The organism is Chiayiivirga flava (assembly GCF_014202825.1).
Taxonomy (GTDB): domain Bacteria; phylum Pseudomonadota; class Gammaproteobacteria; order Xanthomonadales; family Xanthomonadaceae; genus Chiayiivirga; species Chiayiivirga flava.
Genome location: NZ_JACHHP010000002.1, coordinates 479440 through 494733, shown reverse-complemented (window position 1 = coordinate 494733; position 15294 = coordinate 479440). Strand labels below are relative to the sequence as shown.

14 protein-coding genes are annotated in these 15294 nt (G+C 70.7%); 7 read left to right on the top strand and 7 right to left on the bottom strand.

Annotated elements, in window-relative coordinates; genetic code table 11:
- Nucleotides 1–57 precede the first annotated feature (57 nt).
- Both pepQ and HNQ52_RS06635 read left to right on the top strand, forming a co-directional pair.
- Complete coding sequence (gene pepQ, locus HNQ52_RS06640; RefSeq protein WP_183960325.1) at nucleotides 58–1374, top strand: Xaa-Pro dipeptidase; 1317 nt, start codon at nucleotides 58–60, stop codon at nucleotides 1372–1374.
- A 440-nt stretch (nucleotides 1375–1814) separates the two neighbouring features.
- Nucleotides 1815–2651: an endonuclease/exonuclease/phosphatase family protein gene (locus HNQ52_RS06635; RefSeq protein WP_246387635.1), complete on the top strand. Its 837-nt coding sequence runs from the start codon at nucleotides 1815–1817 to the stop codon at nucleotides 2649–2651.
- Here the strand turns inward: HNQ52_RS06635 and HNQ52_RS06630 are convergent.
- Complete coding sequence (locus HNQ52_RS06630; protein ID WP_183960324.1) at nucleotides 2648–2809, bottom strand: hypothetical protein; 162 nt, start codon at nucleotides 2807–2809, stop codon at nucleotides 2648–2650. The two genes, HNQ52_RS06635 and HNQ52_RS06630, sit on opposite strands and share 4 nt — an antisense overlap.
- A gap of 131 nt (nucleotides 2810–2940) precedes the next feature.
- Between HNQ52_RS06630 and HNQ52_RS06625 the strand changes: the two genes are divergently transcribed.
- Nucleotides 2941–3606 carry a DUF4142 domain-containing protein gene (locus HNQ52_RS06625; RefSeq protein WP_183960323.1) on the top strand — a complete coding sequence of 222 codons (666 nt, stop codon included), beginning with the start codon at nucleotides 2941–2943 and terminating at the stop codon, nucleotides 3604–3606.
- A 133-nt stretch (nucleotides 3607–3739) separates the two neighbouring features.
- Nucleotides 3740–4588, top strand: coding sequence for a class I SAM-dependent methyltransferase (locus HNQ52_RS06620; protein WP_183960322.1), 849 nt, complete (start codon nucleotides 3740–3742; stop codon nucleotides 4586–4588).
- Between the two features lie 38 nt (nucleotides 4589–4626).
- Here HNQ52_RS06620 and HNQ52_RS06615 read toward each other — a convergent pair whose 3' ends face one another.
- Nucleotides 4627–5352 (bottom strand): DUF3106 domain-containing protein, encoded by a 726-nt coding sequence (locus HNQ52_RS06615; RefSeq protein ID WP_183960321.1) that lies wholly within the window; start codon nucleotides 5350–5352, stop codon nucleotides 4627–4629.
- On the bottom strand, nucleotides 5339–6346 hold the full coding sequence (locus HNQ52_RS06610; protein WP_183960320.1) for a sigma factor-like helix-turn-helix DNA-binding protein: 1008 nt from the start codon (nucleotides 6344–6346) through the stop codon (nucleotides 5339–5341). Before HNQ52_RS06610 ends, HNQ52_RS06615 begins: the two co-directional genes overlap by 14 nt.
- Nucleotides 6347–6827: 481 nt before the next feature.
- On the opposite strand from HNQ52_RS06610, the gene HNQ52_RS06605 reads away from it, so the two are divergent.
- From HNQ52_RS06605 to HNQ52_RS06595, 3 genes are read left to right on the top strand one after another with little or no spacing between them, the layout of a single operon-like run.
- A complete protein-coding gene (locus HNQ52_RS06605) occupies nucleotides 6828–9017 on the top strand; it encodes a primosomal protein N' (RefSeq protein ID WP_183960319.1) in 2190 nt (729 codons plus the stop codon).
- A gap of 32 nt (nucleotides 9018–9049) precedes the next feature.
- On the top strand, nucleotides 9050–10339 hold the full coding sequence (locus tag HNQ52_RS06600) for an MFS transporter (RefSeq protein WP_183960318.1): 1290 nt from the start codon (nucleotides 9050–9052) through the stop codon (nucleotides 10337–10339).
- A gap of 17 nt (nucleotides 10340–10356) precedes the next feature.
- Entirely contained in the window at nucleotides 10357–11697 is a 1341-nt protein-coding gene (locus HNQ52_RS06595) for an NAD(P)/FAD-dependent oxidoreductase (RefSeq protein ID WP_183960719.1), read from the top strand.
- A 319-nt stretch (nucleotides 11698–12016) separates the two neighbouring features.
- Here the strand turns inward: HNQ52_RS06595 and HNQ52_RS06590 are convergent, their stop codons facing one another.
- The 4 genes from HNQ52_RS06590 to speE all read right to left on the bottom strand — a co-directional run bounded on the left by HNQ52_RS06590 (nucleotide 12017) and on the right by speE (nucleotide 15183).
- Nucleotides 12017–13069, bottom strand: a complete 1053-nt coding sequence (locus HNQ52_RS06590; protein ID WP_183960317.1) for an NAD(P)H-dependent glycerol-3-phosphate dehydrogenase — start codon at nucleotides 13067–13069, stop codon at nucleotides 12017–12019.
- A gap of 4 nt (nucleotides 13070–13073) precedes the next feature.
- Nucleotides 13074–13574 (bottom strand): protein-export chaperone SecB, encoded by a 501-nt coding sequence (secB, locus tag HNQ52_RS06585; protein WP_183960316.1) that lies wholly within the window; start codon nucleotides 13572–13574, stop codon nucleotides 13074–13076.
- A gap of 276 nt (nucleotides 13575–13850) precedes the next feature.
- Complete coding sequence (locus tag HNQ52_RS06580; RefSeq protein WP_183960315.1) at nucleotides 13851–14291, bottom strand: rhodanese-like domain-containing protein; 441 nt, start codon at nucleotides 14289–14291, stop codon at nucleotides 13851–13853.
- A gap of 34 nt (nucleotides 14292–14325) precedes the next feature.
- Entirely contained in the window at nucleotides 14326–15183 is an 858-nt protein-coding gene (gene speE, locus HNQ52_RS06575; protein WP_183960314.1) for a polyamine aminopropyltransferase, read from the bottom strand.
- Nucleotides 15184–15294: the final 111 nt, after the last annotated feature.

Sequence of the window (15294 nt, the reverse complement as noted above, 5' to 3'; positions counted from 1 at the left end):
GCGCCGCGCGGCGGCCTGCGGCAGAATGGCGGTTCCCCGCAACGCAGGACGCATCGCATGGACCCCGCACCGCTCTACCGCGAGCATCTGGACACGCTGCTCGCACGCGTGGCGACCGCGCTGGAGCGCGGCGGCTTCGAGCATCTGCTGATCGGCTCGGGCGTGCAGCGCTACGAGCATCTCGACGACCGCCCGATCACCTTCCGCGGCAACCCGCAGTTCGTGCAGTTCCTGCCGCTGCCGGCGCACACCGACTGCTGGATCGCGATCACGCCCGGCAACAAGCCCGTCCTGGCGTACTACCAGCCGGACGACTACTGGCACCTGCCGCCGGCCGCGCCGTCGGGCGCGTGGGTGGAACACTTCGACATCCGCACGGTCCGCACGCCGGACGAGGCCCGCCGCCACCTGCCGCCGGCGGCACGCAGCGCGATCCTCGCGCCGGCCGACGCCGCACTTGACGGCTACGTGCCGAACGATCCCGCCGCCGTGGTCGACTATCTGCATTACCACCGCGCGTTCAAGACGCCGTACGAGCTGGCGCTGATGCGGCAGGCATCCGCGCGCGCCGTGCGCGGCCACCGCGCGGCGGAGTCGGCGTTCCGCCGCAACGAATCGGAACTGGAGATCCATCGCGCCTACCTGCATGCGAGCGGCCATCTGGACACGGACCTGCCGTACGGCAACATCGTGGCGCTGAACGAACACGGCGCGGTGCTGCATTACCAGCACCAGCAGGCGCAGCGGCCGCACGAATCGCGCGCCTTCCTGATCGATGCGGGCGGCACCGCGGACGGTTACGCCAGCGACATCACGCGGACCTACGCCAACGGCGATGCGGCGTTTTCCGCGCTGGTCCACGCGGTCGATGGCGTGCAGCTGGCGCTGGTGGACCGGGTGCGGGCCGGACGCGACTACGCCGATCTGCACGTGGAGGCGCACCGCATGCTCGCGGGTGTGCTGCGCGATCTGGACATCGTGCGCATGGCGCCGGAAGACCAGGTGGACGCGGGCGTCAGCGCGGTGTTTTTCCCGCACGGGCTCGGCCATCTGCTCGGCATCCAGGTGCACGACATCGGCGGCTTCATGGCCACCGACGCCGGCGGCCGCATCGAGCGGCCGGCCGGGCACCCGTACCTGCGCCTGACGCGCACGCTTGCGCCGCACATGGTGGTGACGATCGAGCCGGGCATCTATTTCATCGACAGCCTGCTCGCCGGACTGCGCGAGGGACCGCACGCGCAAGCGGTGAACTGGACGGCGATCGAGCATCTGCGGCGCTTCGGCGGCGTGCGCATCGAGGACGATGTCGTCTGCACCGACAGCACGCCGCAGAACCTGACGCGCGATGCGTTCGGCGCGGCTGCGGCGTAGGGGGTGATGCGGAATCGGTGCGGCGCCGACCCCCTTCCGGCTGCCGCCACCTTCCCCCGCTGTGCGGGAGAAGGGCTTCTCCGTTGCGGGGAGCGGGGGTTCCCGTGACATACAGGGTTCCTGTGAAGACAGGGCTCTGTGAGGACAGGGTTCCTGTGAGGGACAGTGTTCCTGCGGGGAGGGGTTGCTGCGGAGGAGAAGTCCCGGGGAGAGGTTCCTGTGGGGAAAGGAGTTCCTCTGGTGCGAAAAGAAGGGCTCCTCCGTGCAGCAGAATGGGGTTCCTCCGTGGCGGCGAGACAGCCGCCGCAGTCGACCGCATCCCGCGATCGAGGCGACGTCCCCTCTCCCGCGCAGCGGGGGAGGGTGCCGAAGGCGGGAGGGGGCGCTCTGCACGATAGGCGGCAGACGATGCCATCGGAGCCCGGCACAAGGAGCATCCCATGACACCGTTGCGCATCGTGTTGCTGCTCGTCGCCACCCTGCTGACCGCATGCCATCCGGACGCGCGCCACACCGCGCCGCCGGACACGCTGACCGTCGTCACCCTCAACCTGTGGCACGACAAGGCCGACTGGCCGCGCCGCGAGGCGATCATCGTGCGGGCGCTGCGCACGCTGCAGCCCGATGTGATCGCATTGCAGGAAGTGCTGCAGGACGCACACCTGCCGAACCAGGCGAAATCGCTGGCGCAGGCGCTGGGATATCGCCACATCTTCGTCTCGGCCGATGCGCCCGACGCGGTGCGCCGCTACGGCAACGCGATCCTGACGCGGCACCGGATCCTGGCCGACGACGCGGTGCTGCTGGCGCCGCTGGACGACTACCGCAGCGCGGCGCACGTGCGCGTGACCATCGGCGGACGCACCGTCGATGTGTATGCAACGCACCTGCACCACACCGCGAACGGTGGCGCGATCCGCGCACGCCAGATCGGCGACCTGGTGGATTTCGTCCGGCGCACCCGCGCGGGCGACGCGATGCTCGTGCTCGGCGACTTCAACACCGCGGCGGACAGCCCCGAGCTCGACGCCCTGCGCGCGCTGGGCCTGCGCGATGCGTATGCCACGCTGCACCCGCGCACCGCCGCGGACGATCCCGCCCACAGCACGCTCAATCCGGCCAGGCATCCGCCGCAGCGCATCGATCACGTGTTCGTCGACCGGCTCGTGCCACTGCAGGCCGGGCGGCTGTTCGATGTGCCGGCGGCGGACGGTGCCTGGGCCTCGGACCATTTCGGCGTGTACGCGACGCTGCGGTTTCCGCCGGGCGACCGTTAGTCGAGCACGCCGCTGTCGCCGATCGCGCTGCCGAGCGATGCCAGCGTGTGGCGAAGCGATCGTGCGGAATGCGCCGCTGCGCCACCGCGCATGCGGCAAATGCCACGATCGCGCGCCCGCTGCGAAGCGCGCGGCGCGCGCGAGACCTCGTCGAGCACGGTGTCCGCACGCTGGCATGCACATTGCTGCGGTGCATCCGAACCTGCGGCGCCGCGCACCGCGCGCGTCCGGGCGATGTGCCGCGCATTCGCCTGCCCTCGTGCCAGCCCATTCCCAGAAGGAGCCGATCATGTCCCAGTCTGTCCGCCGCCTGCAGCTTGCCATCGCCATCGCACTTGCGACCTGCTCCCTCGCCGCCGTCGCCGACGACGCCATCCGCCTCGATACCGGTCGCGGCAGCGACTCGCCGTACGTTCGCAACGATTCGGACAGCGTCGCGATTCGCGAAGGTTCACCGCAGTCGGGCACCAAGGGCGGCAACGAGCAGGCGCCCGGCATCGCGTCCGACGGCGAGGCGCTCGCGATGCTGGAGGCCATCAACGACCACGAGATCGAAACCGCCGCGCTGGCGCAGCGCAAGGGCGTCAGCGCGCCGCTGCAGGCGTTCGCGCGCGATGTGGAGCGCGAACACCGCGCCAACCAGTTCAAGACCCGGCGCGTCGGCGAGCAGGGCGGCATCAATCCGTTCGAAAGCGACGACGTGAAGGTGGTGCGGCAACGCGCGGCGGCGGAGCGCCAGATGCTCGACGGCCTGAGCGGCACGGAGTTCGAGGTCGCGTTCGTCGATGCGATGGTGCAGCTCAACGCCGACGCCGTCACCGTGGTCGACCAGTCGCTGCTGCCGGCCTCGAAGAATTCGGGTGTGCAGGAGCATCTGCGCGTCGCGCGCGAACGCTTCGCCGACAACCTCGATCGCGCCAACGCGCTGGTGCCGCAGGCGCAAGCGGCGCGCTGAGCCATCCGGTTCGGGACGCGGCGGCAGGGACGCCGCCGTCCGAGCGGTTCACGCGGCGGGACGATGCCCGACAGCTCTCCGGTCGCCCGTTTTATTGGCTACGCTTGCGGGCCCGTTCCCGAGGAGTTCCGCCATGACGCTGCGTCCGCTCGCCTGTGCCTGCCTGCTGTCCGTCTGCACCGCTTTCGCGCTGCCCGCGTTGGCCGTCAAACCCGCCGACAGCGCGACGCTCCCCGCGCCCGACGCGGCCCTCGCCGCCGCCATCGGTGGCGACTGGCGCACCCCCGACTTCGTCAAGCGCGACGCCGCGCGCCACCCCGGCCAGACCCTGGCGTTCTTCGGCATTGCACCGACCCAGACCGTGGTGGAGATCACTCCCGGCGGTGGCTGGTACACCGAAATCCTCGCGCCCTATCTGAAGGACAGCGGCAAGTATGTCGCCGCGGTGGTGGATCCGGCCACGGTCGAGGAAGGTCGCGGACGCGATTACCAGGCGCGCGCGAAGGCGGGGCTGGAAAGCAAGATCGCCGACGCGCCGGCCTACGCCAAGGTGCAGATCGCGGGTTTCGACCCCAAGGCGCCGAGCTTCGGGCCGGACGGCTCGGCCGATCTGGTCCTGACGTTCCGCAACGTGCACAACTGGCGCATGAGCGGGCAGGCCGAGGCGATGTTCAAGGGCTTCCATGCCGTGCTCCGGAGCGGCGGCACCTTGGGCGTGGTGGAGCACCGCGCGAATGCCGACGTGCCCGGAGGCGATCGCAGCGGCTACATGAGCGAGGCGCAGGTGATCGCGCTGGCCGAAGGGGCCGGCTTCAAACTCGAGGCGAAAAGCGAGATCAACGCCAATCCGCGCGACACCAAGGACCATCCGAACGGCGTGTGGACGCTGCCGCCGAGCAACAACCACGACGAAGCCGACAGGGAAAAATACGCGGCGATCGGCGAAAGCGACCGCATGACGCTCAAGTTCGTCAAACCCTGAGCACACACGCCGCCGCCCAATCGGGCGGCGGCTTCGCCTCAGGGCGGGGGCGAATCGATGAGCGCGCCGCGCTGCGCCGGCGCGGCGGCGAGCAGGGCGCTGCGCAGGCGTTCGCGTTGCCCGGCATCGAGGCGGCGCGCGACGCGCACCAGCGCCTGGCGCTGTGCGGGATCCAGGTCGCGCAGCATGCGCAGCGTGGCAGCGCGTTGCCCGGCCGGCACGAAGGAGAAGGATCGGCGCGCGATGTCGGCGACCGCGCGTGCGTCCGTGCCGAGAAGGAAGGCGCTGCGCGCGTCCGGCGACAGCGCGGCGAAGCTGCGGCGCAGTTCCGCCTGCCGCGCCGGCGGCAGGCTGCCGAACGCGTGGTATGCCGCGCGTACGCCGGCACGTTCGTCGGGTGGCATCGCCTGCAGGGCTTCGTGGCGTGCACGCAGGTGCGCGCGGCGCTGCGGCGGGAGTGCGTCCCACGCCGCCATGCGCGCGACGACGGCGGTGCGCGCGTCGGGCGTCAGCGACAACCAGCGCCGCGCATTGCGTTGCAGGCGCGCGCGCAGGTCGTCGGGCAGGCGATCCCAGTCCTGCGCCCACGGCTGCAGCAACGCGCGCTCGGCGGTGTCGAGCTCGGCCCAGCGCGGTGCGGACAGCGCGTGTTGCTGCGGTGCCGGCGGCGCCGGCGCGTCCGGTGCCTGGGCGATCGCGGCACCGCAGGCCAGCAGCACGCCCAGGACCACGGCGACAGCGCGCGGACGCTCAGTCCTCGTCACGATCGCCTCCGGCGCCGAGCCAGACGTAGAAGGCCAGTTCGTCGAGCAGGGCTTCGTCGTCGGCATCGACGAGCAGTTCGAAATCGGGCGCCGCGAGCGGGGTGTCTTCGGTCGGCGCGATGCGCGGCGGCGGAGCGACGGCGGGGGCGACGGACGGCGCCGCGGCATCGGGCGCGACGCCGGGTACCTGCGCCACGGGCAGCAGGCGGGACAGCATCAGGCCGATGCCGAGCGCCATCGCAAGTCCGCCCAGCCACGCCAGCGGGCGCGCCGACGGCGGCGCCGGCGCGACGCCGTCCATCGCCGCGCGGCGCGCGTGCGCAAGCCGCGACAGCGTGGCGCCGTCCAGATCGCGCGCCGACGCATCGAGCAAGGCGCGGCTGCGCAGGATCCAGCGGCCGTCGTCGCGCGGCGGCGCCGCGGCGGGCGTGGTCATCGCGATTTCCAGATGACGGCGCAGCTGACGCAACGCACCGGACAGTTGGGCCTTCACGGCGTCCTCGGACAGTTGCATCGCCCGGGCGATGCCCGACATGTCGAGGTTTTCCCACACCCGCAGCAGGAAGGCCTGACGCTCGCCCGGCGGCAGCGCACGCAGCGCGGCCGCGAGCCGGGCGCCGGCGGCGGCGTCGGCCAACGCCAGGAAGGGACCGGAGCCGACGGTGCCGGGCGCACCGGGGTCCGCTCCGAGATCCGCGGCGGTGTCGGGTCCGCGGCGGCGCGGCCCCGCCCATGCCATCCAGGGCGCGCGCCGGCGCGCGGCGCCGCCGAGGCGGACGTGGAACGCGCGCCAGAACGGCAGCGGCCAGTCGGCCTCGGCCGGCGGGCGGTCGCGCACGAATGCGGCCATGGCGTCCTGCACCGCGTCGAACGCGTCGTCGTGCCCGGGCAGGGCCAGCTGCGCCATGCACAGGGCGCGACGCTCCAGGCCGCGGAGGAAGCGGTCGAGCGCTGCAGTGTCGGTGGCTGGGGCTGCGGACGCGGCCTGGGGCATCGGGAAACGCGTTGGGAACGGAAACGGCAGCCGCTAGTCTAGTGGCGCAGCCGCGCCGATCCGTCGTCCGCGGCACACCCGCATGGGGGCTTGACAGCGACAGCGCACGCGCTCTCCCCAGCAATCACGGGGTTTCCGTGGAATCGGGTTGTGCACAGCAGCGGACCGCGCTGCATTTTGCCGGTCGCAGTCCGTGAGATGCCGTCATGCAACGGTAGCCTTTGCCCACAAGCCTCTGTTTTAAAATGACTATTTCAGATTGGTGAATTTTTCGCCAAGGCGGCGGAAAGCCCGATGGCGCCGCGTCCGCGCAGTGCTCGCCGGAGCCTGATCCACACACTTATCCACAGCTTGTGTGGATAAGGGAATTTCATCATGGCGCACAGGCAGTTACCCAGGAAACGTGAGGTGTGACACAGCACTGCCGCGCAAGTGTCGCGCGTCCGCGGGACGCCGCGGTCAAGCGCTTTACACTGCGCCGATGCCGGATCGTGTTCCCTCGGTGCTCCGCGTGGCGCTGCCGCTGCCGCTGCCGCGCCTGTTCGACTATCTGCCGCCGCGCGGTGTCGCCGCGAGCGCGGCGCTGGTCGGTCGCCGCGTGCGCGTGGGTTTCGGGTCCAAGGTCCTGGTCGGCATCGTGGCCGGGATCGACGCACCTGATCCCGCGGCCGGCACCCTGCGCGAGGCTGACGCGGTGCTCGACGCCACCGCGCTGTTCGATGCCGAGCTCGATGCCAGCCTGCGCTGGGCCGCAGGCTACTGGCAGCGCGCGCTCGGCGACGTGTTCGCCACGGCGCTGCCGGGGCCGCTGCGCCACGGCGAGCCGTTGCCGGACACCGCGCGCGCGGTGTGGCGGCTGACCGAGGCCGGCGCCACGGCCACGCCTGCGCTGCGCGCCGGCACCCGTCCGCGCGCCCTGGCCGAACGCCTGCGCGCCGGCGCCCAGGACGAGGACGCCCTCGCGGCCTGGTCGCCGCAGTGGCGCACGCCGCTGCGATCGCTGGCGCGGCGCGGATTGGTCGAACGCCTGTGGACGACGCAGCCGGTGCCCGGCACGCCGCGCACGCCGCCGCCCGTGCTCGGTGCCGCGCAACGCCGCGCGGTCGATGCGGTCTGCGCGCGCTTGGGCGAGTTCGCGCCGCTGCTGCTCGACGGCGTCACCGGCAGCGGCAAGACCGAGGTCTATCTCGCCGCGATCGAGGCCTGCCTGGCGCAAGGCCGGCAGGCGCTGGTGCTGGTGCCGGAGATCGGACTCACCCCGCAGGCGTTGCGGCGCTACGGCGAGCGCCTGCCGGTGCCGGTGCACGCGCTGCACTCGGGACTGTCCGAAGGCGAGCGAGCGCGCGCCTGGACCGCGATGGCGCGCGGCGAAGCGCGCGTGCTCATCGGCACGCGCTCGGCCGTGTTCACGCCGCTGCCGCAGGCCGGCCTCATCGTCATCGACGAAGAACACGATGCCTCGTACAAGCAGCAGGACGGCTTCCGCTACCACGCGCGCGATCTCGCGCTGGTGCGCGGCAAGACGCTCGGCGTGCCGGTGCTGCTGGGCAGCGCCACGCCGTCGCTGGAAACCCTGCACCATGCGATGGGCGGTCGCTACGCCTGGCTGCGCCTGTCCGAACGCGCCGGCGAGGCGATCGCGCCGCAGGTGCACGTGCTCGACGTGCGCGCACAGCCGCTGGTCGACGGCCTGTCGCGGCCGCTGCGCGCGGCCATCGCCGCGTGTCTTGCGCGCGGCGAGCAGGCGCTGGTGTTCCGCAACCGCCGCGGCTTCGCGCCGGTGCTGCTGTGCCACGACTGCGGCTGGCATGCCGACTGCGAGCGCTGCGACAGCGCCATGACCCTGCACGGCCGCCACACCCTGCTCTGCCACCACTGCGGCGCGCGGCGCCGCGTCCCGCCGGCCTGCCCGCAGTGCGACAGCCTCGGCCTGGTGCCGCAGGGCGCCGGCACCGAGCGGCTGGAGCAGGCGCTGGCGGCCGAGTTCCCGGACGTGCCGCTCGTGCGTGTGGATCGCGAGACCACGCAGCATCGCGACGCACTGGAAAAACATTTTGCCGCGCTCGGGGACGGCGCCGGCATCCTCGTCGGCACCCAGATGCTGGCCAAGGGGCACGACCTGCCGCGTTTGACGCTGGTGGCCATCGCCAGCATCGACGACGGCCTCTTCAGCGCCGATTTCCGCGCCGGCGAGCGTCTCGCGCAGCTGCTGATCCAGGTCGCCGGACGCGCGGGTCGTGCCGCCTTGCGCGGTGCGGTGTGGCTGCAGACCCACCATCCGGACCACCCGCTGCTGCGCACCCTGCTGACCGGCGGCGGCTACCACGCGTTTGCGGCCGAGGCGCTGGCAGAGCGGCGCGCGGCCGGCTTTCCGCCGTTCGCGCATCTGTGCCTGCTGCGCGCCGAGGCCACCGGCCAGGCCGAGCTCGATGCCTTCCTCGCCGAAGCGTTCGCGCTGGCAGAAAACGCGTTCGGCGTGACGCGGCATGCCCCGATGCCGGCGCCGATGCCACGCCGCGCGGGTCGCCTGCGCGCGCAGATGCTGCTGTCCTCGCCGCAGCGCGGCGCGCTGCAGGCGCTGCTGCGCGAGCTGTTCCCGCGCCTGCACGCGCTGCGCGAGAGGAAGAAGGTGCGCTGGTCGCTGGATGTGGATCCGGTGGATCTGTACTGACGACGCACGCGTTCCCGTGCGAACCTTCCCGCATGACCGATTCGACGCTCACGCCGACACGACGCCTGCGCAGCATCTTCAGCGGCTCGGTCGGCAATCTCGTGGAGTGGTACGACTGGTACGTCTACGCGGCGTTTTCGCTCTACTTCGCGCAGGTGTTCTTTCCGCGCGGCGACCGGACCTCGCAGCTGCTCAACACCGCGGCCATCTTCGCGGTCGGGTTCCTGATGCGGCCGCTCGGTGCGTGGCTGCTCGGACGCTATGCCGATCGCCACGGCAGGCGTTCGGCGCTGATGCTGTCGGTGCTGCTGATGTGCGGCGGCTCGCTCATCATCGTGTGCACGCCCGGCTACGAGAGCATCGGCGTCGCCGCGCCGGTGCTGCTGGTGCTGGCGCGGCTGCTGCAGGGGCTGAGCGTGGGCGGCGAGTACGGCACCTCGGCCACGTACCTGAGCGAGATGGCCACGCGCGCGCATCGCGGGTTCTGGTCGAGCTTCCAGTACGTCACGCTGGTGATGGGGCATCTGATCGCGCTGGCGGTGCTGATCGCGCTGCAGGCCCTACTCGACGACGCGCAGCTGCGCGACTGGGGCTGGCGCATCCCGTTCGCGATCGGCGCGCTGGCGGCGGTGACGGCGCTGTACCTGCGGCGCAACATGGTGGAAACCGACAGCTTCGTGCGCAAGGCGGCCGGCACACGGCAGTCCGGCACGCTGCGCGCGCTGCTGCGGCATCCGCGCGCGGTCTTCACCGTGGTCGGGCTCACGATGGGCGGCACGCTGGCGTTCTATACCTACACCACGTACATGCACAAATTCCTCGTCAACAGCGTCGGCATGCCCAACCGCACCGCCACGCTGATCAACGCCGGCACGCTCTTTCTCTACATGCTGATGCAGCCGCTGGTCGGCGCATTGTCCGACCGCACGGGACGGCGCCCGATCCTGATCGCGTTCGGCGTGCTCGGCACGCTGCTGACGGTACCGATCCTGAGCGCGCTGCAGGACGTGACCACCGCGTGGCAGGCGTTCTGGCTGATCCTCGCCGCGCTCGGCATCGTCAGCGGCTACACAGCGATCAACGCCGTGGTGAAGGCCGAACTGTTCCCCGTGGAGGTGCGCGCGCTCGGTGTCGGGCTGCCGTACGCGGTGACCGTCGCGCTGTTCGGCGGCACCGCGGAGTACGTGGCGCTGTGGTTCAAGGACGCCGGCATGGAATCGGGCTTCTACTGGTACGTGACGGCGTGCATCGGCTGCTCGCTGCTGGTGTATCTGTGGATGCCCGACTCGCGCCGGGTGTCGACGATCGAGGACGCGGCGTGATGCGCGACAATGCGGCGATGGATACGTCGCGTCCCCACATCGTCATCGTCGGCGGCGGTTTCGCCGGGCTGTGGACCGCACGCGCGCTGGCGCGCGATGCGGTGCGCATCACCCTGATCGACCGCACCAATCACCATCTGTTCCAGCCGCTGCTGTACCAGGTGGCCACCGCCGGGCTGTCGGCGCCGGACATCGCCGCGCCGCTGCGGCACATCCTGCGGCGGCAGAAGAACGTCGAGGTCCGCCTGGCGCAGGTGCAGGGCATCGACACGGCCGGCAGGCGCATCGCGTTCGACGACGGCAGCACGCTCGCCTACGACACGCTGGTGCTCGCGAGCGGCGCGACGCACGCGTACTTCGGGCACGACGACTGGGCCCGCCACGCGCCCGGGCTCAAGACGCTCGACGATGCGCTGCACCTGCGCCGTCGCCTGCTGCTGGCGTTCGAGCGCGCCGAGGCGGAAACCGATCCTGCGCGGCGCGCGGCGTGGCTGAGCTTCGCCATCGTCGGCGGCGGGCCGACCGGCGTCGAGCTGGCCGGCACGCTGGCGGAGATCGCGCGCCACACGCTGCGCAACGAATTCCGCCACATCGATCCGGCGCAGGCGCGCGTGCGGCTGATCGAGGCCGGGCCGCGGGTGCTGGCCTCGTTCCCGGAATCGCTGTCCGCACGCGCACGCGCGCAGCTGGAGACACTCGGCGTGGAGGTGCTGACCGGCACGCCGGTGGCGTCGATCGATGCGGAGGGTTACACGCTCGGCGCGGAACGGATCCCGGCGCGCACCGTGGTGTGGGCCGCAGGCGTTGCCGCCTCGCCGCTGGCGCGGGCGCTCGGCGTGCCGCTCGACCGCGCCGGCCGCGTCGCGGTGCAGCCCGATCTCACCGTGCCCGGCTTGGCGGACGTCTTCGTGGCCGGCGATCTGGCCGCGGTCGCGCAGGATGGCAGACCGGTGCCCGGCGTCGCACCCGCCGCCAAGCAGATGGGCACACACGTGGCGCGCGTGATCCGCGCGCGCCTGCGCGGGCAGGCGGCCCCGGCGTTCCGCTACCGCGACTTCGGCAATCTCGCCACGATCGGCCGCATGGCTGCGGTGGTCGACCTGCACGGGCTGCGGATCAGCGGCGTGCTGGCCTGGTGGTTCTGGCTCGGCGCGCACGTGTTTTTCCTGATCGGCTTCCGCAACCGGCTCGTGGTGCTACTGAACTGGGCATGGGCGTACTGGAGCTACCAGCGCGCGGCGCGGATCATTTTCGGTGGTGCGTCGAACACGGGAGACGGCGGCGACGCGGCAGCCGGGCGGACCATGGCAGATGCGGCAGATGCGGCCGGGACGCCCGCCACGTCACGCAGAGACTGACGCCCTCGCACTCCGTCATCCCTCGCACTCCGTCATCCTCGCACTCCGTCATCCCGGCGAAAGCCGGGATCCAGTGACGTTTCCTTGGACTTGATCTGACGCAAGAGCAAAACCGAGCAACGTCACTGGATCCCGGCTTTCGCCGGGATGACGATGAACGGTGGTCGGCTTCCTTGGAATACTCGTGACGAACCGTGCCGCATACATGATGGCTCGCGTCGCGTGGAGCCGACGCAGCGCGGCATCGTCGAGCAACGTCGGCGGGCGATGCGCGGGAGACCGCGGTGTCTGCGGACGCCATCCGGTCCGCCCGACGAGGTCAGTCGAACAGCCCGCTCGGGTATTCGGGCTTCTGCTCGCGCGAGAGCAGCAGCTTCAGGCCGTCGCTCGGGGTGATGTCCTCGTGCAGCACGCGCCGCACCAGCGCGCTGATCGGCAGGTCGAGGCCGTGCCGTTCCGCAAGGCGCATCACCTCGTCCGCGGTCTGCACCGATTCGACCACCTGGCCGATCTGCGCCACGGCCTCGCGCAGCGGCTGCCCGCGCCCGAGCGCAAGACCCAGGCGACGGTTGCGCGAGAGATCGCCGGTGCAGGTAAGCACGAGGTCGCCGAGGCCGGCGAGCCCCATCAGCGTTTCGGCGCGCCCGCCGATGGCGGCGTTGAGCCGCAGCATCTCGTTGAGGCCGCGCGTGATCAGGCCGGCGCGCGCGTTGAGTCCGAGCGCCATGCCGTCGGCAATGCCGGTGGCCACCGCCAGCACGTTTTTCATTGCGCCGCCGAGTTCGGCGCCGACCACGTCCTTGCCGGTGTAGGCGCGGAAGGTCGGGCCGTGCAGGGCGTCGGCCACGTCCTGCGCGAAGGACTCGTCGTCCGAATGCACCGTCACCGCGGTCGGCAGGCCTTGCGCGACTTCCCGCGCAAACGAGGGCCCGGTCACGACGGCGAGGGAAATCTCGCTGCCGAAGGCATCCTGCGCCACTTCGTGCAGGAATCGGCCGGAGCCGGGCTCGAAGCCTTTCGTCGCCCAGGCCACGCCGACCCCGGCACGCTTGAGCGGCGCGATGGCGCGCGCGATGTCGGGAAACGCGTGGCTCGGCACCACGATCAGCACGAGGTCCGCGTCGGCCACGCTGCGCGCGAGATCGTCGTCGTAGCGCAGCGATTGCGGCAGCGACAGGTCCGGCAGATAGCGCACGTTGCGGCGTTCGCTGCGCATCGTGGCAATGGCGGCCGCATCGCGGCCCCAGAGCACGGTGTCGAGGCCATTGCGTGCGCCCTGCACCGCAAGCGCGGTCCCCCAGGAACCGGCACCCAGCACCGCCAGTCGCAGCGGACCGGCGGCGCCCTCGGCGAGCCGCGGGGCGCGGCTCATGCGGTTACGCGTTGCCCTGCGCGGGTGCGCTGACGTCGGCGCCGGCCTGGCGGCGGCGCAGCTGTTCGGCGTAGAGCTGCTCGAAGTTGATCGGCTGGATGTAGTACGGCGGGAAGCCGCCGTTGGTGACCAGATCGCCGACGGCCTGGCGGGCGTACGGGAACAGCACGTTCGGGCAATAGGTGGCGAGCAGGGCTTCGGTGTTGCGCTGGTCGAAGCCGTTCACGCCGAAGATGCCGGCCTGATGGACTTCGGCGAGGTACGCATTCTTGCCGTTGAGGGTGCAGGTGAGCGAGACGGTCAGCACCACCTCGAACACGCCTTCGGCGAGGGTCGCGACCTTCTGCGCGAGGTTGAGCTGCAGCTGCGGCTGGCCGTCTTCCTGGAACACCTGCGGCGCATTCGGGGCCTCGAAGCTCGCGTCCTTGATGTAGATCTTCTGCAGGTTGAACTGCGTGGCGGTCGGGGCTTCGGCGGCGGCGCCGTTGGTGGTTTCATCGGCCATGAGGCACTCCAGTGATTGGGTGTAGCGAGAGAAGCGGGATTATCCCATGCGGGGCGTTGCAGGTGAAATCAAGCCCGCATCGCCTTCTCCCGCGGGGAGAAGGTGCCCGCAGGGCGGATGAGGGACGGGCCTGACAGGCCTCGCTAAGCATGCGGTACAAGGGTTTTCGGCCCATGCCCGGACGCGGGATACACCGCAACGCCCGTCCCTCATCCGCCTTCGGCACCTTCTCCCGGCGGGAGAAGGAAAGCATGGGTCCCGCGGGGAAGGAAACGCTCAGCTCGCGCGGCCCTTGGCCAGCGGCAGGTCCGCGCCCTGCCAGCTCGCGATGCCGCCATCGAGCCAGTACACGTTCTTGAAGCCGGCCTTCACCAGCTTCTTTGCCGCCGCGCCCGACTGCATGCCGTTGCGGTCCACGACCGCGACGTGCAGTTCCTTCACCTTCGCCAACAGCTTGCTCTCCGGATCGAGCTGGCTCAGCGCCACGTGTTTCGAGCCCACGATGTGCCCCTTCTCGTAGTCGCCGATGGCGCTCACGTCCACCACGAGCGCGTTCTCGCGGTTGATGAGCTGGGTCAGCTGCGCCGGCGACACGGCCTTGTAGCCGCGCGTGAAGCGCGAGAATTCGTTCATCACGAGTGCAATGGCGATGCCGACGAAGGCAAGGCTCAGCAGCGGATGGTTGCCGATGAATTCGGGCAGGCGTTCGAAAAACACGGGAGACTCCGTTTGAACCAGTCAGCGTCGGCGATCAGTCGCCGAACGCCTCGCGCATGAATTCGGGCTGCACCAGCGCGGCGCGGTGCACGTCGACGTTGTAGTAGCGCGTGGCGAAACTCTTGGACTGCGCGCCGCGCTCGCGGAAGCCGGCCAGCTCGCTGCCCTTGCGCGCGAGCGTGCAGCTCCACCAGCCGGTGGGATAACACGGCTGCGGGAACGGCAGGGTGCGGGTGTCGGCGAAGCCGGCGGCGGTCATGTGGTGGCGCATTGCCTTCATCAGGCCGATATGCACGAGCGGCGACTCGGACTGCTGCACGAGGATGCCGCCGTTGCGCAGCGCGCGGATGCAGGAGACGTAGAACGCCTCGTTGAACAGGCCTTCGGCCGGGCCGACGGGATCGGTGCTGTCGACGATGATCACGTCGACCGTGCCTTCGGCCACGTTCTTCATGTACGCGATGCCGTCGTCGAACAGCAGTTCGGCGCGCGGGTCGTGGTTGGACTCGCACAGTTCGGGGAAGTACTTCTCCGCCATGCGCGTGACCTGCTCGTCGATGTCGACCTGCACCGCGTGCTCGACTTCCTTGTGCTTGAGCACCTCGCGCAGCGTGCCGCAGTCGCCGCCGCCGATGATGACCACGCGCTTGGGGTTGCTGTGGGTGAACAGCACCGGATGCGCCATCATCTCGTGATAGAGGAAGTTGTCGCGCGTGGTGAGCATGATGGCGCCGTCGATCACCATCAGCTTGCCCCAGTCGGTGGTGTCCCAGATCTCGATCTTCTGGAATTCCGACTGCACTTCGTCGAGCTTGCCGGTCACGCGGAAGCCGATCGCCGAACCCGAATGTTCGAAGTTTTCGTAGTACCAGGTCGGTTCGGTGGTGCTCATGGGGGTCCGGCAGCGAAGTGGGAGGCAAAGGGGGCGGATTGTAGCGGATGGGGCCGGCATGCGGCAGCGCGGCATGGGATGACCGTCGGACGAGCGGCGATGTGACCCCTC

Excerpts from the sequence above, each read along its gene's own strand:
- HNQ52_RS06605 (WP_183960319.1), top strand. The coding sequence starts at position 6,828 with ATGCCGGATCGTGTTCCCTCGGTGCTCCGCGTGGCGCTGCCGCTGCCG.
- HNQ52_RS06610 (WP_183960320.1), bottom strand. The coding sequence starts at position 6,346 with ATGCCCCAGGCCGCGTCCGCAGCCCCAGCCACCGACACTGCAGCGCTC.
- HNQ52_RS06590 (WP_183960317.1), bottom strand. The coding sequence starts at position 13,069 with ATGAGCCGCGCCCCGCGGCTCGCCGAGGGCGCCGCCGGTCCGCTGCGA.
- HNQ52_RS06600 (WP_183960318.1), top strand. The coding sequence starts at position 9,050 with ATGACCGATTCGACGCTCACGCCGACACGACGCCTGCGCAGCATCTTC.
- HNQ52_RS06635 (WP_246387635.1), top strand. The coding sequence starts at position 1,815 with ATGACACCGTTGCGCATCGTGTTGCTGCTCGTCGCCACCCTGCTGACC.
- pepQ (WP_183960325.1), top strand. The coding sequence starts at position 58 with ATGGACCCCGCACCGCTCTACCGCGAGCATCTGGACACGCTGCTCGCA.
- HNQ52_RS06620 (WP_183960322.1), top strand. The coding sequence starts at position 3,740 with ATGACGCTGCGTCCGCTCGCCTGTGCCTGCCTGCTGTCCGTCTGCACC.
- speE (WP_183960314.1), bottom strand. The coding sequence starts at position 15,183 with ATGAGCACCACCGAACCGACCTGGTACTACGAAAACTTCGAACATTCG.
- HNQ52_RS06595 (WP_183960719.1), top strand. The coding sequence starts at position 10,357 with ATGGATACGTCGCGTCCCCACATCGTCATCGTCGGCGGCGGTTTCGCC.
- secB (WP_183960316.1), bottom strand. The coding sequence starts at position 13,574 with ATGGCCGATGAAACCACCAACGGCGCCGCCGCCGAAGCCCCGACCGCC.
- HNQ52_RS06625 (WP_183960323.1), top strand. The coding sequence starts at position 2,941 with ATGTCCCAGTCTGTCCGCCGCCTGCAGCTTGCCATCGCCATCGCACTT.